This window comes from uncultured Brachybacterium sp. (assembly GCF_947500705.1).
Classification (GTDB): domain Bacteria; phylum Actinomycetota; class Actinomycetes; order Actinomycetales; family Dermabacteraceae; genus Brachybacterium.
The window spans coordinates 1-20,491 of record NZ_CANMSY010000015.1 but is presented as its reverse complement, the minus strand read 5'-3'; the positions used below and the strand labels follow the sequence as shown (position 1 = coordinate 20,491).

Sequence of the window (20,491 nt, the reverse complement as noted above, 5' to 3'; positions counted from 1 at the left end):
GTGCATGCTGGCAGGATGGCGGTATGAACGAGCCCGAGAAGAGTCACGGACCTGCCTGGTGGGTGTGGGTCCGCACCCACGTGTTCCTGATGCCGCCTGGGGTGCCGCTGAACTACTCCAAGAAGCGCGAGAAGAAGGAGCAGGCCAGGAAGGCCAAGAAGTCCCAGCAGGGCCAGGCCGACGCCCTCGACGCGTGGACGCAGCCGCTCACGCCTGAGCCCGCGCCCCAGAGGAACAGCAGCGCGCCGCCCGCCGGGGCCTCCGCCGGCAGCTGGGCAATGGAGAATGAAAAGACCTTCGGGGCAGCACTGGCCAAAGTGCTGCGCATCGCTCTGATCGTCACGCTGGTGTTCGTGTGCATCGTCGGGCTGCGACAGATCATCTTTCCCAGCCAGGCCACCACCGTCGTGCAGGAGGTCGAGTCCGAGACGTTCCCGACCGCGGCCGGCGCCGAGGTCGCCACCCGCCAGGTTGCCGCCTACCTCACGATCGACCCCGCCGACGCAGCTCTGGCAGCACGCCAGCAAGCCATGGCCCTCGATTCCCCCAACGGCAGCGGCGACCGCCTCGACTCCGCCAGCGTGACCGGCAAACAGTCCGTGAGTGACCTCGCCGTCGTCCGCGTCGCCCAGCTCGACGGCGGCCGCGCACGAGCACTCGTCACCGGCACGATCACCGACTACACCGCTGATGGTGAGGCCTGGACCGCCGGCGAACCTCGCCCCGTCGCCGCCGAGGTGCTGTTGACCGCTGACGACACCGGCACCGTCTCCGTGCTCGGCCGACCCGCGCTCATTGCGACCACCCCCGGACCGATCGCAACCTCCCCCGCGGAGGGAGCGCAGCATGACACCACCGTCGGCGGTGCCACCCAGGACGCCGCGGAATCGTTCTTCTCCTCCTACGGCGAGGACGAGAGCGTGACCGCATCCGTCGCCCCCGGCGCCGACATCGCCGGCCTGGCCGGCGGCGCCGAATTCTCCAGCCTCCGAGGCTGGACCGTCTACGAGGGCGGCGAAAGCACTCGCACCGCCCTGGCCACCGTCGCCTGGACACTGCCCAGCGGCATCGAACTGACCCAGACCTACACGCTCACGCTCTCCAGTGTGAGCGCCGACGAGGCCGGCGGATGGCAGATCAGCGCCATTTCCGGCGGCGGAACGACCGAATAGTATCCCTCCCCTGAAAGGACACCCGAAATGTTCACTGGAGCCGAATTTACAGCCTGGGTAATCATCGTCGCTGGCAATGTCTTCATTGCCATTCTGGTGGTGCGCATGCTCTCTCACTACGCAAAGCGGGAGTGGGGAGACATGCTGACCAACTTCCTGGTGGCCGTCTTTCTGGCCTGGATCATCTACGCCACGGACAGCTTTATCGCGTTTCTTCGGTGGGTCGCCGGCAGGATCAGCGGCGGCGATACCCAGGCAGCGGCGCAGGTTCTGGACGGCGCACAGGGCGCTGTCCTCGCGGCCGCCGACCACGCCCCCCACGTCGCTTCTCTCCTCGCTGCCGGCGTGATCTGAGATGGCCAGCACCGAGGGACGGACCGCACGCAACTACACCGGGGCATTCTCCCTGGAGACCCGCCAGCACACCATCTTGGGCATCGACCTTGGAGACGGCCCATCCCGAAAGCCGCTCATCTTCGGCTTCGTCGTGTTCGCGGTGTGGATTGCGCTGATGTGGTTCCTCCTCGGTGCCCCTGGGAGGAACACTGCAACGCTCTACATCCTCCCCCCGGCGCTCCTGACCTGGTTCGGTGCACAGCGGTCAACGTCCAACCCGCGCCGATTCCGATTCACCACCTGGGTGCTTGCCGCCATGTACGTGCTGCGTGGGCACCTGCCGATCATCAGCCTGGGCCGGCGCCGCCCAGCCCGGGCCGAAATCACGCCGTTGAATCAGCGGCGCGATGAGTTCCCCTGGACCCGCCGACCCGCCTGGGAACGACCCAAGGACGACGCCGCACCGATCGTCGCCACCGGCCGCCCGGTGCGGCTGCGCATGAAAGCACGCCTGCTGGGGAACGAACACGTCGCCGGAGTGCTCCGCCGCCGTGCGGCCCGGAAGAAGGGGAAGAACTGATGAAGATCACCGAGCGACTGCTGAGCGTGCTGGGCGTAGACCGTGAGCGGCGCACCCCGCCGCCGCGCTATCGCGCGATCGCGGATGGGCTGCTGGTGACCTCCACCCGTACCGAGACCGTGCTGCAGATTGACACTGCCACTACCGACCTCCTTTCGCCCGAGGACGTGCTGGACCACATTGAATCCGTGGCCCGTACCGCTGGCGCTGCGCTCCAGGGAGCGCAGTGCCAGTTGCGCGTGCTCTGGGGACGGATCACCGGCGACAGTTACGCCGAGGAGATGCTGGAGGCCGGCCCCTACACCACCGGCGACTGGCAGCGTTGGGTGACCGACAGAGCGGCGAGCATCGACGCCCTGGCCATGCCCAGCCGCTACGTGCTGCTGCACATCACCCAGAACGCTGGCCGCGATGAGGCCACGCAGGCCATTACCGACGCCGCTACCGACGCGTTTGGACTGACCACCTATGGTCTGTCCGAGCGTGAGCTGGCCTACCGTCTGGGCGAGGCTCAGCGCATGGCCCGTCGGCTGTCCACCGATCGTTTCGCCGCCCGCCTCGCGCCGGCCGAGCTGATCGCCTGGGAGGTGGGCCGCGAGTCCAAGCGCGAAGTGCCCGGCACTCCGGACCGCTCCGGCGTGATCGCCGGCGCACCTCTGGCCGCGCTCACCGCCGGTCGCGTGGTCCCGATGTCCGATCACCTTCGGTTCTACGCCGCTGACGGCACCGTGGCCGCATACGGCGCGGTGCTGCCCATCCTCGAGTTCCCCGAAGAGCTGCCGCTACCTGGCGCCGAGTGGCTGCGCGCCCTGTCCAGCGTGAAGGTGCTGGAGGAGGTGGACGAGGACACCAACGGCGAACCGATATTTGACGAGGTGGACGCCGGCGTGGAGGCCAGCGTGCGATTCACGATCATGCCCACCCGCGAAGCCCGGCATGAGGTCTCCGAGGCCCGCAAGTCCGCCAAGGAACAGCGCCTGTCCGCGGCCAAGTCGGCTGCCGCCGAGCCCGCCGAGGACATCCTGGACGCCGAGGCCACCATGAGCGGCATCGAGGGCGCCCTTAAGCGCTCCCAGGGCGTGCGCCTGGTGACGATGCACCCCCGGTTCATCGTCAGCGGTGCCAACCGCGACGAGCTCAACGCGAAGCTCGACAGCCTCAAGACGTTTTACGACGAAATGGGGATCACCGTCGGAGACGGCGCCGACGACCAGAAAGACCTCTGGCTGGAGACCCTGCCCGGCGATCACGTGCGCGTGAACGACCTCCGCCACGTCGCAGACGCCGAACTGCTGTTCGGCTCACTGTTCTGGGGCGGCTCTGCCGTCGGCCCCGATGAGGGACCCGTGCAGCACTGGCTGACCGGCTCCACTCCCGGATTCACCCGGTTCGATGTGACCCGTTCCAGCCGGGAGCGCGACGCCACCACGGTGGCGCTGTTCGGCCTATCCGGCCGAGGCAAGTCCCTTGCCGGCCTGTTGATGATGCTGGAGCAGGCATTCATGGGCGGCTGGGGCCTGGTCCTTGACTTCAAGGGCGACATGACCGGCGTCGTGAACGTCGCTGCCGAGTATGGACTGCCGCACAGCCGCACCGTCATCGATGACGCCGCCTCCGGGGCTCTCGACCTGTTCGGTGCCCTGACTGACCGTGACAGCGCCAAGGAAGCCGTGGCTCGGCTGCTCCAGCTGCTCGCTCCCCCGAACTACGCCGACATCGCTGAGGACGCGACGCTCGCCGCAACCACCGCGGTGGCTGAGACCCTGAACGAGCCCAGCACCTGGGCCGCGATCCAGTGGTTGCTGGAGGAGAAGAACCACGGAGATGAGCGCTGGGCTCGCCTGGGCAAGTCCCTGACGAACCTGGCCAACACCACGCTGGGCCGGCCTGTGGCCGGCCCCCGTGAGAGCAACCTGGGACTACCCACCGACCCCGGCCTGTGGCTGGTCCAAATGCCCGGCCTGACACTGCCGGGTATGGAGAAGTCGCAACGCGACTGGGACCAGACCGAGCGCCTGTCCATGGCGCTGATGCGCTCGATCATCACCACCGCCGTGGCCATCACGGGAGCGCAGTCCATGCGCTCGATGCCCAAGACGATCATGATTCCCGAGGTCCACAACCTCCTGAAGATCACCGACGGTGCCAGCTTCCTGGACACCACCGCCCGCATCGGCTCCGCCAACCGCACCCACCTGATCCTGGACTCCCAGGACGTGGTGGGCGTCGCCTCGCACGAGGGCCTGGTGGAGCAGCTGAACACCGTGTACTGCTTCCACCTCCAGTCCAAGACACAGCAGCATGCAGCCGCCGAGGTGCTGAACCTTCCCGAGACCGCGGCGACCTATTCCGCGATCGGCGGCCTGGCTCGCAGCGCCAAGAAGGGTGTCATCCGCAAGGGGCACTGCATCATGCGCGACGCCAACCACCAGGCCGCACAGGTCCAGTGGCAGGTCCCCAGCCCCCACGTGCTGGAGCTGTTGGACACCACCGCCCCCCAGAACCGCAACGGAGAGACCACTACCAACCCGGACGAGCCCACCGCGGACACGCCCGAATCCGACGAGGAGGCAGCAGCATGATCCGCAGAGCCCTGACCCCGATCCTGGCCGCCCTGGCCCTGAGCCTCACCCTCGCCGCCTGCCTGCCCGGACAGACTCCCACCGGTAGTGGCAGCAGCAACACCGAGGACATCGCCGTCCAGTTCATGGAGGCTTTTGCGGCCGGTGACGACGCCACGATGTGCGAGCTGGCCGACCGCAAGGTGGGCGACTGCACGGTGAGTGCGGGCGTCGAGGTGGAGGAAGGCCCGGCAGCTGGCGAGACATTCGAGAACGAGGAGGCCGGCACTACCGCCGTCATCGTCACCTACACAGCCGCGGAGCGTCCGGACCGGCCCTACACCTACGCCGTAGAGGTGAAGGAGGACGGCAAGGTCACCGCGTGGGAGGACATGAGCGGACAGCCCAAGAATCGCGAGACCATCGCGATGGTCCTGGAGTGGTCGGAATGAGCCGCCCGGACCGCCCCGCACCGCTGCGCCGGCTGCGCTCCGCACTCCCGACACCGCGAGACCTCGCCGCAGCCCTGCCCCGCCCCAACCGCACCTGGGCGGTACGCCTGTGGTGGTTCCTGGTCCTCGCCTGGATCATCTACACCGGCCCCGTCGCCTACGCCGATGACCCGATCAACGTCACCGGCCCCGGCGGCCTTTTCTTCATTCCGGACCTGGCCGGCGACGGCGGCCGCCTGTTCCATGAGCGCTACATCGGCTTCTCGTACTACAACATCTACAGCGAAGCCAACTGGAACGATCCCCTACTGGCCGCACTCAACGCGGTGACCAACTTCCTGATGTACGTGATCGTGTTCCTCGGCGCCTGCATCGCCAGCGTCACCGGCTGGATGTTCTCTATGACCAGCATCGACGGCATGGCTACCGCCGTCGGCAACGTCATGGGCGCCAGCGCTGAGGGCACCCTGGGATGGCTGTTCCCCAGCATGCTCGTGCTCGGTGGAATCGTCGCCTACGCCAGCCGCAACAGTGGAGGCGAAGGTATGTTCGGCAACCTGCTGTGGCTGATCCTCGCCGGCACCACACTGATCCTGGGCACCACCCACTCCCCCCTGCTGGTCAACAGCGTAGAGGGGGTGCGCACCCTGGGATCGGACATGGTGGCCACCATGTCCGAGGGCGCCACCGTCAGCGGAGAGACCCCGATCGTCTATGCAAACCCCGAGGACGACGAGCTGGAGGGCAGCGCCTCCGACATCGCCGCCCGCAAGAACATCGATGCCATGTGGCGCACGCTCGTGGTCACCCCCTGGTGCCTTGCCGAGCTGGGCAGCATCGAGGCGTGCGAGGCCTACGGAACCGGAATCATCACCACCGGCGGCGACGACCGCGAGGACGCCATAGACGAGGTGAAGCGGGCGCAGGCCGACTCCAGCACTTCCACCTGGCTGGAGGGTATGGACACCGGCTATGCCGTCGCGCGTATCGTCGTTCTGTTGATCGGCCTGGTGGTCGCCGCTGTCTTCGCCATCTTCGTGCTGGTGGCCGGGCTCACCGCCACGTTCGCGCTGGTGATGACCTATCTGCTGCTCATCGTCGGCCCCCTCTTCGTGGCCATGGGCTGCGTCCCCGGCGCACCGCGCCGGTGGGTGATGAACTGGGGCCGGCAGGTGATCGTGCAGCTCATCATGTCCATCATCGCGTTCACGATCTTTGCCGCCGTGCTCTCCCTCATCGCTGTCCTGTTCGCCGCCACGGCGAGCATGGGATGGCTGCTCAGCGCCTTGCTGACCCTGACCGCGCTGGTGGCCGGCGTGGCCCTCCGCGGCCGGCTCGAAGCGATCTTCGGTGTCGGAGGAGAGGGCGGCAGCGGCATCGGAAAGTACCTCCTGGCCCGAAAGGCCCTCAGCATGATGAGTGGCGGCATGCGCCGGCCCTCCCGTCGGCCCCGCGCCCCGCGCGAGGGCCGCCAGCGTGACGAGGCGCCGCCCGAGTCGCCCAGCGGCAGCGGCACCGGCGGAGCCGGCGGCGGTGGCGCCTCCCCCGGCCTGCCGTCCGGCCGTGGCGCCCCGCCGGCTCTGCCCCCTGCGCGGCAGCAGCGCTCCCTGACCGCCGGCCCCACCGCACGCGAGACAGCTCCCCGCCGTGACGAGCGCTCCGCACCGCGTGCGCAGCAGTTGCGCGCCACCACGCAGCCCACGGCCCAGCGCACCAACGCCCCCGAGACGGCCACAGCCGGCGCCGCAACCGAGCGGGCACTGCCTGCCGGCCCCTCGGCCAGCCGGGCACACCTGACCAGCTCCAGCCCGCGCAGCGAGGCAGCCCCCGCGGCCGCGAGTAGCAGCACGCCGACCGGGAGCCCCCGCCCGGCGCCGAAAACGGTCAAGACCACGCCCTCCCCCCAGGCAAGCCCCCGCAGCGGACAGCGCGTGCTCAGCGGCGAGGTGATCCCGCCGGAACCGTCCACCACTCCCCCGCTCGAGCGCCCGGCGCCCGGGCGCCCGCACCGCGCCGCAGCCAGGGTGCGGTTCACCCGCCCGGACCTGCCCGACGCGCCCCGTACGCGCCGCGCCAGCCGGCACATGAACACGTCGCGGTCTCCCGAGGCGGGCACCCAGACCCGCCCGGTCCCCGGGCCGCGCACGCATCGCAGCTCCACCAGTGGCCGGCCCCGGTTCCGGGCACCGTCCTACCAGTGAGGTGAACCATGGCCCCGCACGACTTTCTCGATGAGCAGTGGGACCAGACCGACGAGACAGCGCCTCGCCGGCCCCACCGCCCCTACACGCCGCCCCGGCAGCCCCAGGGCGGCCGCGGGCGGATCGGCGGGGTGGTCCTGGCCCTGGGAATCGTGGTGATACTGGTGGCCACCGCCATCACCCTGTGGACCCCGCAAGAGCGCACGCCCACGCCCGTAGAGGTCGCCAACCCCACCGAGGAGAACACCGCGGACGAGGACAGCGAGGCCCCGCAGCCCGAGGAGACCACCCCGGCCGCTGATGCTCCACCGGCAGCGCAGCCGGCCGTGGATCAGATCATCACCCGGTGGGCTACCCGCGAGAGCGCCGACGATGATTCCTGGAGCGACGAGCTCACCGGCAAGATCGCTCCCGATACCCTCCGCCGCATCACGGTGCTGACTTGCCTGCCCGTGCAGTCCGCACCACTGCGCGTGGACAGCCTCACGCCCGCCGGCGAGCCCACCCAGAGCGGGACGACCTGGAGCGGGGACCTCACCGTGACCGTCACCGACACCGACGGCGCTCAGACCCCTGTCACCGTCCGCGCACAGGCCGCCTGGAACGAGCCCACCACCACGTGGATGCTCACCGGCCTGGAGTGCCTGGCCTCCGGTGGCTCGCTGTGAACCAGCAGCGCCGCTCCGCCGGTTCCCTGCTCGCTGGCGCCGTCGTGCAGGGAGTCGGCACCATCCTGTCGTGGAAGGTGATTGCCGTGGCCCTGGTGGCCGCGATCCTGCTGGCCGGCCTCACTCTCGGTGTCGGTGGCATCGCCCTGTTCGGTAGCGTCAGCTCCAGCGCCGCCACCCAGGTGGCCTGCACCCCTGGCGGCCCCAGCGTGCGCGTCGAAGGCACCGATGGCCAGGGCTTCAACGACTACAGCGCCGAGCAGGTCGAAACGGCCGCCATCATCCTGGATACCGCCGGGAACCTCGGCGTGGGCCGACAGGGGCAGCTCATCGCACTGATCACCGCCATGCAGGAATCCACCCTGGGCGCCAACACGCAGCCCACCGGCAGCGGGAACGACGCCGGCCCCTTCCAGCAGCGCACCCTGCCCGGTTGGTACGGCACGCTGGAGCAGGTCAGCGATCCGGTGTATGCCACCACCGCATTCATCAAGGGCGTGAACATCACCTACGCCGGCGCCGGCAGCGCCGGCCCCGCCGGCTACCACCTCCCCGGCCTGCTCGACGTGGCCGGCTGGCAGACCATGGACCCCGGCACCGCCGCCCAGACAGTCCAGGTCTCCGCCCACCCCGAGAAGTACGCCGAGCACGTTCCCACCGCCGAGGCGCTGATGGATCACCTGGCTGGCGCCACCGTCACCGAGACCTCAGACGGCGGCGGTGAGGACCCCACCGCCGTGGACTGCACCGGCGGCGGCACCGGCGAGGTCCAGGGCGCCACCAGCCTGGACCAGCTGCCCAAGTTCCCCATGCCAGCCGGCTGCACCGAACAGACCCCCGTGTTCTCCGAGTACGGCCCCGGCACCCTGAACGGCAACGTGCCCGACAGCGCTCTGTGCAGCTTCCCCAACGCGCTGGACCCCGACGGCCGCGGTCAGGCCCGCGCCGTCGCCGCCTACGTCGCCATGAACGAGGCCTTCAAAGCCGAGTTCGGCCGCGACCTCCCGATCAGCTCCACCTACCGCACCTATCAGGACCAGGTGAACACCAAGGCGTCCAAGGGCTGGCTGGCAGCCACCCCGGGCTGGTCCAACCACGGCTTCGGCCTCGCTATCGATATCCGCGGCACGCCTCTGGAAAAGCGCTGGATCCAGCAGAACGGGCCGCAGTACGGCTGGTGGCATCCGACCTGGGCGCGAGCGGATGGCCGCAAGCCCGAGGACTGGCACTACGAGTACGGCACCTGGCTCGTCGCCCCCGAGTACAAAGGAATGGACACCAACCTGATCGCCTACTGAACCACCACCACCGAGGGCAAGGGTGCGCAGCACCCGCGGCAGCACCACAGCACTCCCCCATCAGGCGCCGCCGATAGAATCCCCGACCACCGAACGACTACGACGAAGGAGCGCCCCCGTGGCTGAGGATGACCATAGCGACGCACCCCGCCTCGCCCTGTCGGAGGACGCCCGGGCCGGACTCGCAGCCCTGTCATCACAGCGCATCCAGCGCCATAGCCGCCTCTACATCCGCACCCAAGAGAGCGTGCGCGAGCTGGTGGACGAAGTGGCCGCACAGACGGATACCCCCATCGTGGAGATCATCGAGTACGCGCTCCTGAACACCTACGGTCGAGACCACTCAACTGCCGCTGCCGAGAACGGCCTTGCCACCGAATAAAGCGCTGGGTGCGGTGGCAGGCGTTCCTGATACTCGCGGGTAAAGCTCCAGCAGCACCTCCCCTCCCATCGAGGGCATGAGTGCTCACCAACAACACATCGGCCCAGTAGGCGCCGCACCAGTCAGACTTATAGTGCGCGAATGCGCATCGGCGCTATTGCGCAGATGCGCACATGCGCATATCCTTAAGGTGTCCCACTTCACTATCGGGGTGGGTGCATTCGATCAAGGAGGCGCCATGAGGCACATCAGCGGCTGCGTCGGAAACCTGGCCAAGACTCCCAAGCTGCGTGAGGGAGAAAACGGCCCCTACACGTTCGCCACCGTGATGGTGTCGGACCGCATCAAGACCAAGAGCGGAGCCTGGGAGGACGGACCCTCGATCGCGTACAACGTGGCCGTCAAAGGCGACGAGGCCAAGCGCCTGGTCGCGGCCGCAACGAGGGACGGCAACTTGCGCGTGACGTTCTCCGGTCGCTACCGCGTGACCGAGTGGCAGTCCGAGAATGGCCCTCGCGAGCAGCACGAAGTACAGGCCGACAGCATCGGTCTGAGCTTCCGAGGCCAGAATGCGGGCGTGTTCGATGACAACGAGACACACGAAGGCGCGGCACCGGCGACCGCTGCCGACAGTGACAACGAACCGGTGGACATCTTCGAGGCCGGCGCGGAGTCGTGACCGCGACCGAGAGCGGCGACGGGACCGGTTCATCACGCGCCAGGCCGGTACGTCTGACCAGCACGCTGGAACCCCAGACCTACCGGCAGCTCACGACGTTCTGCGCCGAGGCAGCCGATGCCATCGCCGTCACCCGCGTCCCACACGCCACCGTGGTCCGTGCCCTCATCAGCCGACTAGCGACCGACTCCGCGCTACGCAGCGCGATCACCGACGACGTGGCCGAAGCGCTACGCACCGACTAAGGAGCAGATATGTCATTCATGTGCTTGACCAGGGGCGAAGTCGCATTCGATGAGCGCGAGGAGGTGCTGGTGAATCCTGAGCATGTGACCGAGGTCCGGGTGATGACGTATCGCGCCACAAAGGACTTCCCTGACCGCACCACACTGACGCTCCGGGTCCAAGGAATCACCGCAATCAATGTGCTGGCGCCAGATGAGAACGGCGCACCGATGGAGCCGTCAGCAGCAGCTCAGCGTGAACCCCGCGAGCTGCTGCGGCTGTTCCAGCAGAGCGCGAGGAGCGCGTCATGACATCACCGACAGCCACTTACGCAACGGTCACCCTGGACGCCAAGGGACGAGGTGCTGTGACGATTGACGGAGCACCGCAGCCGCTTGCCGGCCCTGATCTGGCCACCAGCCGCGAGCAGGCCCGGCTGCGCGTGGTCGAGCATGCACAGCGGATCGGTGGCCCCGTTCGGTTCACGGTCACCGAGCCGGCCGGCACACGCGATCTGGTCGCCGGCCCGGACGGGAACGTGACCCCCGCACCGGCGGAGGCACAGCCCGTCATCACCACTCCCGCGTGGGAGCAGTCCGCGCCGATAGCCGCGCAGCCTCCGACCGAGGAGTTGGACCCGGAGCTTGCTGAGGAGGAGCGGCGGCCGGCGGCGACCAGCTGGCGCGGCGGCTTGAACAAGCTGGGCATGTCTCTGGGGCCGGGAGCCGCGGAACTCGAGGCGCGCCGCGAGCAGATCCGTGCCCGTCGAGCCCGTGAGCAGGAGCAGCATGCTCAGGAGACCCGCGCCGAACGGCGCCGCCGTGAGGCAGCGGAGGCCGAGCGGGCCGAGCGCGGCCTGATCCAGACGAACTATTTGGGCACCCGCACGATCCTGGTAGCCAACCCCAAGGGCGGCAGCCGCAAGACCACCAGCACATGGATGCTCGGACACACCATGGGCACAATCCGTGGCGGTGCGGTGGTCGCTTGGGACGCGAACGAGACCATGGGCACTCTGTCCGATCGAGGGATGCAGGACCGCCACAGCTCCACCGTGGTGGACCTGATCGAGCAGGCCGCACCTGCATTCGGCAGCGTCGAGGGCATCCGGCTGGGAGCGCTGGACGCCTACGTGCGGCCGCAGGGTGACTCTCATTTCGACTTGCTGGCCAGCGACGAGGACCCAACCCGGCAGGACATCGTGGGCGCCGACAACTTCCGCGCCGTGCATGAGATTCTGTCTCGGTTCTACCGGCTGATCCTGCTGGACACCGGGAACAACATCAGGGCTGCTCACTTCACCGAGGCGCTGGATCACACCGACCAGCTAGTCATCCCGGTGGCCGCCGGACGGGACAGTGCGGCCGTGGCACAGAAGATGATGCGATCGCTGGTCGCCACCGGCCATCGAGACCTCGTGAGGGGCGCCGTGGTGCTGCTACACGATCTGGAGCCGGCAGAGTCTGCGGACCCCGGTTACCTGCACGTCGCGCAGGACATCGCAGCGGACCTGGCGCCCCAGGTGTCAGCAGTGGTGCCTGTGCCCTTTGACCCGGCGCTCAAGGAGGGTGCCCGGATCGACCCCACGGCTCTGTCTGATGCGACGCGCGCCGCATACCGGAAGGCGGCCGCGGCCGTCGCTCAGACGCTGAGGGAGGCGACTGACCGATGATCGCGCCCCTCATGATCGTTCTACTGGCCTCGTGATGAACGGCAGCCAGCGACGGGCACCCTGGGCAGCGCTTGTGCTGCTGGGGGTGCTCGTCCTGGGCACTGCCGCGTGTGACCCCATCACCCTGCTGGAGCCAGCCACGCCGACCGAGGGGTACACCGTCGCCTACGTCATCGACGGCGACACTATCGACGTGACCGACCCCGAGGGAGAGACACAGCGCGTGCGGCTGCTGGGGATCAACACCCCCGAGGTCGCCCACGATGGTGACGCCGGGCAGTGTGGAGGAGAAGCGGCAGCCGATCAGCTGGAGGAGCTACTACCCGAGGGGGCGGCCGTGGAGCTGGTCAGCGACGACCACGCGGACAGTGAGGACCGCTATGGCCGGCTACTGCGCTATGTGGAGACCGAGGACGGGACCGACGCCGGGGCGGCCCTCATCGCCGCAGGGTATGCCTATGCCTGGGCACCAGGGAGAGAGCCCACCCCGGAGCGGATGGACGATTACGAGGCCGCCACCAACACCGCACGCACCGCCGGCATCGGTGCGTGGGAGAAGTGCCCAACTCTGGGGGAGAGCCGATGAACGATTTGCTTTGGTACGTCCTGGGCTACCTCGACGGCAGCGACAGACCTGGCCAGCGAGGTGGCCGCTGCTGCTGCGCGCTCGGGCTCCTCGCAGCCGCTCTGTGCATCGCAGGCGCGGTGACCTTCCTCCTGAGCCGATGAGCAAAGAGGCTCTGCGCCAGTGTTTGTCCACAGTCATAGTCACTCCACTGCCGGTGCCGGCGCCGGCAGTGCATCATGGCCGCACCTACTGAGAGGAGAGGGCGATGGATCACCCAGCAGAGAGTGATGTGGTGGCGGAAGCCGAGTCGATCATGCAGCTGCGCGAGGTGCTGCGCGAGGAGCTGGTGCTGACGCAGCTGGACCGAGATCCGGCTATCGGCCACCGACCCGATTGGGCCACCGTCGAGGAGTGGGACGAGCTAAGGGCGGCGGCCGAGGAAGCCGAACGTAGAGCTGGCCTGTAGCTCCACTACACAGAATCGGACCGCTACGCGGGCTGTGTGGTGAGTCCTCGAAGCTCACGCCGAGGTCTCTCAAGGAGCAGAGCGCGCCGCTTCGCGATTGTCGCGCGCTCCGCGCTTTCTTGTCTTCCAAGGCCCCGCGGAGCGGGCTCTGTTTTGCGGCGGTTGAAGCTCCGCATGCGCTCCGCCTCCCGCCACGTCGGCCGGCTTCCAGCGTGGTTGCGTTGCCTGCTGCTACGGGACCTGCCATTGAACCCCACGGGGGTCCCCGTCCGTCAACCCACACTCCAGGTCAGAAGCACTTTTTACCTTCGCGAGCTCAGGCGAAAAAGTGCTCCTAACCTTCCGTTCTTCGGGGTTGACTGCCACCCCGCTGTGGTGGGTTGGCAGGTCATGTCCCGTACCAGCGGGGCGACGCCAAAGGGCGTCCTACCGAAGGGAAGAGCGATGAAGCAGAGCGAAATCACCCAGGTCCGCCGCGAGCTGGCGGAGGCGCTGCGGCGCGAGAGGGCGCAGCTGGAGATGGCGCGGGAGCAGTACCCGCAGATCAAGGCGGCGATGGATCGCTACACGAACGCGATTCATCGGGCGCGCGCCTTGAGAACGCAGATCGCGACCGCGCCGATCCGGAAGTGGGACATGGGTCGCGAACCGGCGTTCGAGAAGGTGGCGCCCGTCAGGCGCACCAGCTCGTACATGCACATCGAGTGGCAGGCGATCTGCTTGAACGGCGAGAAGCCGTCGAGCGAGGCCGTGGCGGAACTGGCGGCGATGGCGTACAGCTCTGTGCACTCCACGCGGATGCTGGCAGCGATGGCGTACCTGGTGATGCCCGTCAGGTACTTCCCCTCGGAAGAACTGCCGGCGGACGCGAAGGTCATGGCGTGGCTGCTCTCGCCCGACACGCGGCCGCTCGATCTGGCGACGCTCATCAATGGGGCGATGGTCGCGGAGTTCGCAGCCGCGCACATCGAGGGGGCGGTGTACGCCGGCCGGCTGCTCGCGATCGCGGCGCTGCTGTGGTGGGCTGCGGGACAGCCCTGGCGTGCGTCGCGTGCGGCCATGGTCTCGCAGCGACTCACCCCGGGCTGGGAGTTGACCGACACGATGGTGCGGGTGCTCTACTACCGGGGCAAGCCGGAGTGGATGACGGAGTGATCTGACGGCGGGGCCGCCCTCACGGCGAGGGTGGCCCCGCCATCGGTCTGCTTGCCGACCCAGCCCTATCGGGGCACGCCTTCGGCAGTGCCCTGACGGCGGTGCTCCGCACCCCTGCTCTCATTGCCCGCGCTGCGCGCGGCAGGCGGATGACACCGACTCAGGCCAGCGTGCCAGGCCGTCGCACCGGCGTCGAAGGCGCTAGCGCGTCACTACGTGATGGCTCCGCCACCCCCGACACCGGCACTCCGTCCCGGCGCGCGACCCTCGACGGTGCCCACCCGATGGCACTCGCTCCGCTCGTCTACCCTTCTCCGCGGCGCTCAGGAGCGCACGGAAGGGGCCAACCCGAGGGTTGGCCCCTTCGCTCAGTGCCGACGATGCCGGCCCTCTCGCCGCCGTGCTGCACGACCCGTCCGCGCCTCCGCCAGACGCAGGACCGCAGCGACCAGGTTCAGCACCGCCACAGCCAGTCCTATGCCCATGACCAGCACATCCGCTATGGTCCGACTCACCTCCTCCCCTCCGCAAGGGACGACACTCTACGGCCTGGCACCCACAGGCGGCGGGCGGCAGTGCCACCCTCTAGGAGGTAGCTCGCGAGCGAGCTGAGAGGCCGGCCTACGGCCGCCAGTCTCGTGGGGGTGTTCCTTCTTGACGCTCCATCATCTGTCCTCCCTCCTCGCGCACAAGCCCGCTTCGCGGGCCGACTCCCCCGAAGATTTTTTGTCCTACCGGTCGCAAGCTCCCTCACGGCCAAAAATTCTTCTCCTCCCTCGCCCTACGGGTTGCTGCACTCGTCGTCCGGACAGCTGCTCCGCTTATCAAGAAGGAAGCCACCAGGTAATCAGCACCGGAAAGAGGTAGGGAAATGGACCAGATGCGAGAGTTGCGCAAGCAGACGGCGGCCGCACGCGGGACGATGCGCCGCGCGTGGGCGACGAAGACCAAGAAAGAGCGCGAGCAAATGCTCCGCGAGGCGGACCGGCAGCTGGGCGATGCGCTTCAGCTGATGTCGGCAGTCATCGTTGCCACCGCCGACTGACCAGGAAAAAGACCCCAATAATACTACTGTTAGGGTTGCGCTCACGTCGCCCTAACAGTAGTATTAGAAGCACAAACCGCGAGGCACCGAGAAAGGTAGTCCAATGACCATCACTGACTATGACATCAAGATTCTGACCGCCACCGCGGCGGGCCGCTGGTCCTATGCCGCTAAGCGCATCGAGTCCGACCTTCCCGGCGTCTCCTTCCTGCGACTGGAGATGCGCACCTCCGTCGGCGCAGCGCGGATCGAGGTCTACAGCGACCGCTGCGAGCACGGCGCCGCCAGCCTCATCATCGGCGGCCTCGGCCACCTGATCACCCCGGACAAGCAGATGCGCGACGCTCCAGCCAGCCACAACTGAGCAAATACTACTGTTAGGGTCGCGCGAAGCGGCCCTAACAGTAGTGATAGAACCACTCACCGAAGGAAGGGAACACCCCATGGCCCGCAAGATCACCACCCGCAAGACCGCCGAGCAGCGCCGGGAGGAGGCGCAGCAGCTCCACGACCGGATCGCCGCCCAGGTGGACGAGCTGCGCAGCTCGCAGGCGTGGACTGACTTCCTCACGTTCGCGTCGAACTTCCACGCCTACAGCCTCAACAATCTGATGCTCATCTGGGCGCAGCGCGAGGATGCCACCCAGGTGGCAGGCTTCCGCAAGTGGCAGGAGATGGGCCGCCAGGTGCGCAAGGGCGAAAAGTCGATCAAGATTCTCGGATTCGCAGAGAAGAAGCTCACCGAGGAGGAGGCCGAGGCAGCCAAGGAGGCCGGCGCGATCGTCCGCCGAAACGCCAAGGGAGAGCCGGTGAGAATCTACTTCCCCACTCTGTCCGTGTTCGACATCGACCAGACCGACAAGACCGACCCGGACGCACCCGAGCCGGCCGACGCGCGCACGTTCGTCTCGCGCCTGTCAGGCGAGGATGAGCACGGCATCATCGAAGCCGTGGCCGCCTGGCTCGAGTCGCAGGAATGGACGTTCACCCGCGAGGCGATCCCCGGCGAGACCAACGGCTACACGATGACCGACGGCTCACGCCGCGTGGCCGTGGATGCAGACCTCTCCCCCGCACAGGCCGCGAAGACAGCTATTCACGAGGCCGCGCACGTGATCCTGCACAGCGAGGACGCGGAGAGCGAGCGCGCCGCACACCGAGGCGTCAGGGAGTGCGAGGCCGAGAGCGTGGCCTACGTCGTTGCCGGCATGCTCGGACTCGACACCAGCAGCTACAGCGTGGGCTACGTGGCCACCTGGACCGCCGATGACGCCGAGGCCATCCGCAGTACGGCCGCGAACGTCCTGCGCGCCGTTCACGTCCTGGCCGATGGGCTCATGGTCGAGGAAGCGGCAGCGGCTGCGTGAACCTCAGAAAATACTACTGTTAGGGTTGCGCTTGCGCGGCCCTAACAGTAGTATTAGAAGCACCAACCGAGAGAGGGGCTCCAAATGTTCTACGCAACGATCACCGACCGAATCCTCGACACCATTGACGGGATGGAGATTGCCGAGACCGAGCCGTGCATGCAGTGCGGCTGCCGCGGAATGCTTGAGCTGACCCCTGAGCAGGTCGCCGCGCTCGACGCTGGAGCCTTCATTCAGGAGGCCGCGCCCGAGATGCCCGCCGAGCTGCGCGAGCAGTTCGTCAGCGGCATCCACCCCGAATGCTGGACCAAGCTGTTCGGCTGACCTAAACACTACTGTTACCACTATTAGGAGTAGATGATGGAAGAAGCCGCCTACTACATCGGCAGCGTCACCCAGTTCCATGGGTGCCGGATCACGCAGCGGCGAGGGTGCGACTGCCCGCAGTGCCGGCGCCGGCCGGCGCCGGAGGCTCGCGAGGACCCCCGCCTGATTCTGACGGTAGATCCCGGCAACGGAGCGCCGGCCGAACTACTAATCCACGCCCGGCGCAGAAGCGTCCAGGTTGACTACATCGAGTTCTAAGGAGAACACCATGGCGATCATCGGCCAGCTGTCCATCACCACCGAGGAGGGAGTCACCCTTACCGCCGACAACGATCTACGCCTCGCGTGGCTGTGGGCAGAGCACGCCAACGGCGCGGCGTGGGGGAGCCTCCGCTACGTAGAGCAGTGCCAGGAGGTGGCCGCTGCCCTCACGGCCCTCCGGGAAGCGTTCGGGGAGAACTAGTGGCCGGCCCCGCCGCCGGCGCGCGAGCCGGCAGCGAGGGGCGGCTGCCCCTCGCGCTCCCCGCCCCGCGGGGATGCGCGCCAGTAGGACCCTCACGAAAGTCTGAGCATCAGGAGGAAGTCATGTCGGTGCCTGTGACTCCCACGCACTAATATTACCCCCCTTAGTAGTGACTACTGTTAGTCCTGTTAGTAGTGTTAGAGTTTCGAGACCAGACGGAAGGACGACCATGCCCGCCAAGATCATCGCCGGCTGCAACCAGAAGGGCGGCGTCGGCAAGACCACCACGATGCAGCACCTTGGCCGCGTCGCCGTTCACCGCGGATTGCGCGTGCTCCTGGTCGATGGCGACCCCCAGGGAAACCTCACGACCACCACGACCGCCGAAGAGCTGCCCCAGGACACCGCAGGGCTGGCCGATGCGCTCAGCTCACGGACCAGCGACACGATCCGTGACGTGATCGTGGCCGGAGTGTGGGATGGCCTTGATGTCGTGCCCACCATCGGCGCCAACGACGTGCTGCGTGCCGTCCGAAACGAGCTCGACGCTGCATCGGTCGGCCGCGAGCGCCGACTCAGCGAAGCTCTCGCACCGGTCCTCGAGTCCTACGACCTCATCCTGATCGACTGCGGGCCGAGTCTCGACATCCTGACGATCAATGCCCTGACGGCTGCGCACGCGGCAATCGCGATCACTGAGCCGAAGCTGTTCGGGACCCACGGCCTGGTGCAGCTCCTCAACACCATCCGGGAGGTGGGGGAGTACTACAACCCCTCGCTGTACCTGGCTGCCGTGATCGTCAATCGCTACCAGGAGAACACCCGCAGCGCCCGCACCTGGAAGGCCGACCTCGACGCTAACCGTGAGGCACTGAACCTCCCGATCCTGGAGCCCCCGATGCCGTACCACGTGGCGATCAGCGATGCCATCGAGGCATCGAAGGGCCTTGACGAGTGGCCCGGCGCCAAAGCCCGTGCCGCTGCCAAGCTGTACGACAACTACCTGACCACCATCCTCAGCTCACTCGAAGGAGAGCAGTCATGACCACGGACCGAGCACCCCGGCGCAGCGCCCTCAGCGGAGCATCGGCCATCCGGCCGGCGCCGCATCAGGAGCAGCAACCTACCAAGGCGCCGGAACCTCAGCAGCAGGGAGCCGCACCGCGCCAGCAGAAGGCAGCGACGGCCGCCAAGCAACAGAAGGTTGGGTTCTACCAGCACCCCGACGACGCCGCGCGAATGCGCGGCGCGTTCCGCCAGACCAACGGCAAGGAGGGGGACCGATCGCTCAGCGACTTCATCCAGAAGGCGATCATGGCCGAGGTCGAGCGCCGCGAACAGCTGTACAACAATGGACAGCCGTTCGAGGCCGTTCTTCCCGGGGAAGGGCCGATCGGACGGCCGGAAGGAAGCTGATGATGTACATCTCCGCGCAACGGGGCATCGAGTTCGTGGATCAGGGCAAGCTGTTCGGCTGAACCGTCGGAGCATCGCCAGGAGGTGCCCTATCGACGGTCGATGATGAGGCTGACCGCTGACTGATGAGCCCCGAACTACCCCGTGCCATAAACGGTCGTCCGCGGGACCAGTTGGACCCGGTAGCTGCCGTAACTTTTGACCTCGAGGGAGATCTCGCCGCCTGGGGAAGTAGTGAACTCTCCGATGCTGCCGCTGTGTTCGCTAAAGCGGCGTCACTCGCCGGGCCGCTCGCGGAGCATGAGGAGCACTCCGGTGATCGCGACCGCGACGATCACGATGTCCGCAACGTTGCCGATGAACCAGGTGCCGTATGCCAGGAAGTCCACGACATGACCTTGGGCAAACCCTGGCTCGCGGAAGAGCCGGTCGCCGGTGTGCGAGGCGGCGGCTCCACCGAGCGCACCGATCACGATCGCCCACCTAGGTCGCCGGACACGCAAGGCGAAGACGACCGCGGTGACCGTAGCAACGACGGCCGCCAGAGCGAACACCGGGGTGGAGCCTTCGCCGAAGGAGAAGGCCGCGCCGGGATTGTAGGCAAGTTGCAAACCCAACAGGTTGCCGATCAAAGGGACGCGTTCGCCCTCGGTAAGTGTGGCTTCGGCCCAAGTTTTGGTCCCCTGGTCGACGAGGACTACCAACGCGCCGAGCGTGAACGCTCCCACGGTGAGTTGCCAGCGCCGCGGCGGGGGAACTTCTCGTGCTTCGGGCTCGTGGCCGGTCTCGCGCGACGTCATGCGAAGACCTCCGAGAGCCGGAGGACGACGCCGGACTCGATCAGGATGAACAGCCCCAGTCCGATGAACACTGCGGGGACAAGCCAATGCTCGACCCGTTCCAACGCATCGGTGACGGCCTCGTGCGTTCCGATCAGCCGTCCCGCGCCGCACCAGACGGCCACGAGGAGGAGGAACACTCCAATCATGACCACGACGTCAGCGGGTGCGCTGGTGCGAAAGATCGGCGTGTAGAGGGAGATGTTGTCGGCACCATTGGCGATCGTGATCCCGGCGACGCCCCACAACCCGACTGCAGTGATCTTTGCTTCACCATCGTCATCAGCCTGGTTGCGGCGTAGCCCCCGCGCGAGCGTCCAGATGCCGATGGTTAGAGGGATCAGCCCAAGGAGCCCGACCCAGGAGTCTGGGATGATCGTCAAGCCCAAAGCGGCCACCACGCTGACCACGACGAGGGTGATGAACCCGAGGTACTGCCCCGCGACGATCTGCCATGGTCTTGGCTTTCCCCGACGAGAGGCGAGGAACAGCACCACGAGCACGACGATGTCGTCAATGTTGGTGGCGGCGAACAGGCCGATCGGAATTTGTCAAGGTAGTTGAGGCCGGTGGGTGTTAGGCGGCTAGCTCGATGCCGGTGTTGTCGGCGGGTTGGTTG

Annotated in this window: 25 protein-coding genes; 23 read left to right on the top strand and 2 right to left on the bottom strand. The window is 67.4% G+C overall.

The features are described 5' to 3' along the window. Nucleotides 1-23: 23 nt before the first annotated feature. From Q0937_RS17280 to Q0937_RS17170, 23 genes are all read left to right on the top strand, one after another. Entirely contained in the window at nt 24-1,172 is a 1,149-nt protein-coding gene (locus tag Q0937_RS17280) for a conjugal transfer protein (RefSeq protein WP_299306160.1), read from the top strand. Nucleotides 1,173-1,199: 27 nt separating this feature from the next. After that, complete coding sequence (locus Q0937_RS17275; RefSeq protein WP_299306158.1) at nt 1,200-1,526, top strand: hypothetical protein; 327 nt, start codon at nt 1,200-1,202, stop codon at nt 1,524-1,526. A 1-nt stretch (nt 1,527) separates the two neighbouring features. Continuing rightward, nucleotides 1,528-2,088, top strand: a complete 561-nt coding sequence (locus Q0937_RS17270) for a hypothetical protein (protein WP_299306157.1) — start codon at nt 1,528-1,530, stop codon at nt 2,086-2,088. Beyond that, nucleotides 2,088-4,670 carry an ATP-binding protein gene (locus Q0937_RS17265; protein WP_299306155.1) on the top strand — a complete coding sequence of 861 codons (2,583 nt, stop codon included), beginning with the start codon at nt 2,088-2,090 and terminating at the stop codon, nt 4,668-4,670. Before Q0937_RS17270 ends, Q0937_RS17265 begins: the two co-directional genes overlap by 1 nt. Further along, a complete protein-coding gene (locus Q0937_RS17260; RefSeq protein ID WP_299306153.1) occupies nt 4,667-5,101 on the top strand; it encodes a hypothetical protein in 435 nt (144 codons plus the stop codon). The genes Q0937_RS17265 and Q0937_RS17260 overlap by 4 nt, the downstream gene beginning before the upstream one ends. Then, a complete protein-coding gene (locus Q0937_RS17255; protein WP_299306151.1) occupies nt 5,098-7,302 on the top strand; it encodes a type IV secretion system protein in 2,205 nt (734 codons plus the stop codon). The genes Q0937_RS17260 and Q0937_RS17255 overlap by 4 nt, the downstream gene beginning before the upstream one ends. Before the next feature lie 8 nt (nt 7,303-7,310). Beyond that, a complete protein-coding gene (locus Q0937_RS17250; protein ID WP_299306149.1) occupies nt 7,311-7,970 on the top strand; it encodes a hypothetical protein in 660 nt (219 codons plus the stop codon). Continuing rightward, a complete protein-coding gene (locus tag Q0937_RS17245; RefSeq protein ID WP_299306147.1) occupies nt 7,967-9,268 on the top strand; it encodes a M15 family metallopeptidase in 1,302 nt (433 codons plus the stop codon). The genes Q0937_RS17250 and Q0937_RS17245 overlap by 4 nt, the downstream gene beginning before the upstream one ends. Nucleotides 9,269-9,386: 118 nt before the next feature. Then, entirely contained in the window at nt 9,387-9,650 is a 264-nt protein-coding gene (locus tag Q0937_RS17240) for a hypothetical protein (RefSeq protein ID WP_299306146.1), read from the top strand. A gap of 238 nt (nt 9,651-9,888) precedes the next feature. Continuing rightward, nucleotides 9,889-10,329, top strand: a complete 441-nt coding sequence (locus tag Q0937_RS17235; protein WP_299306144.1) for a single-stranded DNA-binding protein — start codon at nt 9,889-9,891, stop codon at nt 10,327-10,329. After that, the gene (locus Q0937_RS17230) at nt 10,326-10,574 is read left to right on the top strand and encodes a hypothetical protein (RefSeq protein ID WP_299306142.1); all 249 of its coding nucleotides are present in this window, start codon (nt 10,326-10,328) and stop codon (nt 10,572-10,574) included. The genes Q0937_RS17235 and Q0937_RS17230 overlap by 4 nt, the downstream gene beginning before the upstream one ends. Nucleotides 10,575-10,583: 9 nt before the next feature. Further along, nucleotides 10,584-10,865, top strand: coding sequence for a hypothetical protein (locus Q0937_RS17225; RefSeq protein WP_299306140.1), 282 nt, complete (start codon nt 10,584-10,586; stop codon nt 10,863-10,865). Continuing rightward, complete coding sequence (locus tag Q0937_RS17220; RefSeq protein ID WP_299306138.1) at nt 10,862-12,226, top strand: hypothetical protein; 1,365 nt, start codon at nt 10,862-10,864, stop codon at nt 12,224-12,226. Before Q0937_RS17225 ends, Q0937_RS17220 begins: the two co-directional genes overlap by 4 nt. Before the next feature lie 34 nt (nt 12,227-12,260). Continuing rightward, on the top strand, nt 12,261-12,812 hold the full coding sequence (locus Q0937_RS17215) for a thermonuclease family protein (protein WP_299306195.1): 552 nt from the start codon (nt 12,261-12,263) through the stop codon (nt 12,810-12,812). A gap of 247 nt (nt 12,813-13,059) precedes the next feature. Next, nucleotides 13,060-13,260 carry a hypothetical protein gene (locus Q0937_RS17210; RefSeq protein WP_299306136.1) on the top strand — a complete coding sequence of 67 codons (201 nt, stop codon included), beginning with the start codon at nt 13,060-13,062 and terminating at the stop codon, nt 13,258-13,260. A gap of 444 nt (nt 13,261-13,704) precedes the next feature. Beyond that, nucleotides 13,705-14,415, top strand: a complete 711-nt coding sequence (locus tag Q0937_RS17205) for a hypothetical protein (RefSeq protein WP_299306135.1) — start codon at nt 13,705-13,707, stop codon at nt 14,413-14,415. Between the two features lie 871 nt (nt 14,416-15,286). Continuing rightward, a complete protein-coding gene (locus Q0937_RS17200; RefSeq protein WP_299306133.1) occupies nt 15,287-15,460 on the top strand; it encodes a hypothetical protein in 174 nt (57 codons plus the stop codon). Nucleotides 15,461-15,563: 103 nt separating this feature from the next. After that, on the top strand, nt 15,564-15,824 hold the full coding sequence (locus tag Q0937_RS17195) for a hypothetical protein (RefSeq protein ID WP_299306131.1): 261 nt from the start codon (nt 15,564-15,566) through the stop codon (nt 15,822-15,824). A gap of 79 nt (nt 15,825-15,903) precedes the next feature. Further along, entirely contained in the window at nt 15,904-16,827 is a 924-nt protein-coding gene (locus Q0937_RS17190; protein ID WP_299306129.1) for an ArdC-like ssDNA-binding domain-containing protein, read from the top strand. Between the two features lie 84 nt (nt 16,828-16,911). Further along, nucleotides 16,912-17,151 carry a hypothetical protein gene (locus tag Q0937_RS17185; RefSeq protein WP_299306127.1) on the top strand — a complete coding sequence of 80 codons (240 nt, stop codon included), beginning with the start codon at nt 16,912-16,914 and terminating at the stop codon, nt 17,149-17,151. A 271-nt stretch (nt 17,152-17,422) separates the two neighbouring features. After that, the gene (locus tag Q0937_RS17180) at nt 17,423-17,617 is read left to right on the top strand and encodes a hypothetical protein (RefSeq protein WP_299306125.1); all 195 of its coding nucleotides are present in this window, start codon (nt 17,423-17,425) and stop codon (nt 17,615-17,617) included. 229 nt (nt 17,618-17,846) lie between these two features. Next, nucleotides 17,847-18,662 carry a ParA family protein gene (locus tag Q0937_RS17175; protein ID WP_299306123.1) on the top strand — a complete coding sequence of 272 codons (816 nt, stop codon included), beginning with the start codon at nt 17,847-17,849 and terminating at the stop codon, nt 18,660-18,662. Continuing rightward, complete coding sequence (locus tag Q0937_RS17170; RefSeq protein ID WP_299306121.1) at nt 18,659-19,033, top strand: ParB family protein; 375 nt, start codon at nt 18,659-18,661, stop codon at nt 19,031-19,033. Before Q0937_RS17175 ends, Q0937_RS17170 begins: the two co-directional genes overlap by 4 nt. A 275-nt stretch (nt 19,034-19,308) precedes the next feature. On the opposite strand, the gene Q0937_RS17165 is transcribed toward Q0937_RS17170, so the two are convergent. Both Q0937_RS17165 and Q0937_RS17160 read right to left on the bottom strand, forming a co-directional pair. Beyond that, a complete protein-coding gene (locus Q0937_RS17165) occupies nt 19,309-19,833 on the bottom strand; it encodes a signal peptidase II (protein WP_047692497.1) in 525 nt (174 codons plus the stop codon). Continuing rightward, nucleotides 19,830-20,420 carry a cadmium resistance transporter gene (locus Q0937_RS17160; protein ID WP_047692498.1) on the bottom strand — a complete coding sequence of 197 codons (591 nt, stop codon included), beginning with the start codon at nt 20,418-20,420 and terminating at the stop codon, nt 19,830-19,832. Before Q0937_RS17160 ends, Q0937_RS17165 begins: the two co-directional genes overlap by 4 nt. Nucleotides 20,421-20,491: the final 71 nt, after the last annotated feature.

Excerpts from the sequence above, each read along its gene's own strand:
- Q0937_RS17280 (WP_299306160.1), top strand. The coding sequence starts at position 24 with ATGAACGAGCCCGAGAAGAGTCACGGACCTGCCTGGTGGGTGTGGGTC.
- Q0937_RS17275 (WP_299306158.1), top strand. The coding sequence starts at position 1,200 with ATGTTCACTGGAGCCGAATTTACAGCCTGGGTAATCATCGTCGCTGGC.
- Q0937_RS17270 (WP_299306157.1), top strand. The coding sequence starts at position 1,528 with ATGGCCAGCACCGAGGGACGGACCGCACGCAACTACACCGGGGCATTC.
- Q0937_RS17265 (WP_299306155.1), top strand. The coding sequence starts at position 2,088 with ATGAAGATCACCGAGCGACTGCTGAGCGTGCTGGGCGTAGACCGTGAG.
- Q0937_RS17260 (WP_299306153.1), top strand. The coding sequence starts at position 4,667 with ATGATCCGCAGAGCCCTGACCCCGATCCTGGCCGCCCTGGCCCTGAGC.
- Q0937_RS17255 (WP_299306151.1), top strand. The coding sequence starts at position 5,098 with ATGAGCCGCCCGGACCGCCCCGCACCGCTGCGCCGGCTGCGCTCCGCA.
- Q0937_RS17250 (WP_299306149.1), top strand. The coding sequence starts at position 7,311 with ATGGCCCCGCACGACTTTCTCGATGAGCAGTGGGACCAGACCGACGAG.
- Q0937_RS17235 (WP_299306144.1), top strand. The coding sequence starts at position 9,889 with ATGAGGCACATCAGCGGCTGCGTCGGAAACCTGGCCAAGACTCCCAAG.
- Q0937_RS17225 (WP_299306140.1), top strand. The coding sequence starts at position 10,584 with ATGTCATTCATGTGCTTGACCAGGGGCGAAGTCGCATTCGATGAGCGC.
- Q0937_RS17220 (WP_299306138.1), top strand. The coding sequence starts at position 10,862 with ATGACATCACCGACAGCCACTTACGCAACGGTCACCCTGGACGCCAAG.
- Q0937_RS17215 (WP_299306195.1), top strand. The coding sequence starts at position 12,261 with ATGAACGGCAGCCAGCGACGGGCACCCTGGGCAGCGCTTGTGCTGCTG.
- Q0937_RS17210 (WP_299306136.1), top strand. The coding sequence starts at position 13,060 with ATGGATCACCCAGCAGAGAGTGATGTGGTGGCGGAAGCCGAGTCGATC.
- Q0937_RS17205 (WP_299306135.1), top strand. The coding sequence starts at position 13,705 with ATGAAGCAGAGCGAAATCACCCAGGTCCGCCGCGAGCTGGCGGAGGCG.
- Q0937_RS17200 (WP_299306133.1), top strand. The coding sequence starts at position 15,287 with ATGGACCAGATGCGAGAGTTGCGCAAGCAGACGGCGGCCGCACGCGGG.
- Q0937_RS17195 (WP_299306131.1), top strand. The coding sequence starts at position 15,564 with ATGACCATCACTGACTATGACATCAAGATTCTGACCGCCACCGCGGCG.
- Q0937_RS17190 (WP_299306129.1), top strand. The coding sequence starts at position 15,904 with ATGGCCCGCAAGATCACCACCCGCAAGACCGCCGAGCAGCGCCGGGAG.
- Q0937_RS17185 (WP_299306127.1), top strand. The coding sequence starts at position 16,912 with ATGTTCTACGCAACGATCACCGACCGAATCCTCGACACCATTGACGGG.
- Q0937_RS17180 (WP_299306125.1), top strand. The coding sequence starts at position 17,423 with ATGGCGATCATCGGCCAGCTGTCCATCACCACCGAGGAGGGAGTCACC.
- Q0937_RS17175 (WP_299306123.1), top strand. The coding sequence starts at position 17,847 with ATGCCCGCCAAGATCATCGCCGGCTGCAACCAGAAGGGCGGCGTCGGC.
- Q0937_RS17170 (WP_299306121.1), top strand. The coding sequence starts at position 18,659 with ATGACCACGGACCGAGCACCCCGGCGCAGCGCCCTCAGCGGAGCATCG.
- Q0937_RS17165 (WP_047692497.1), bottom strand. The coding sequence starts at position 19,833 with ATGACGTCGCGCGAGACCGGCCACGAGCCCGAAGCACGAGAAGTTCCC.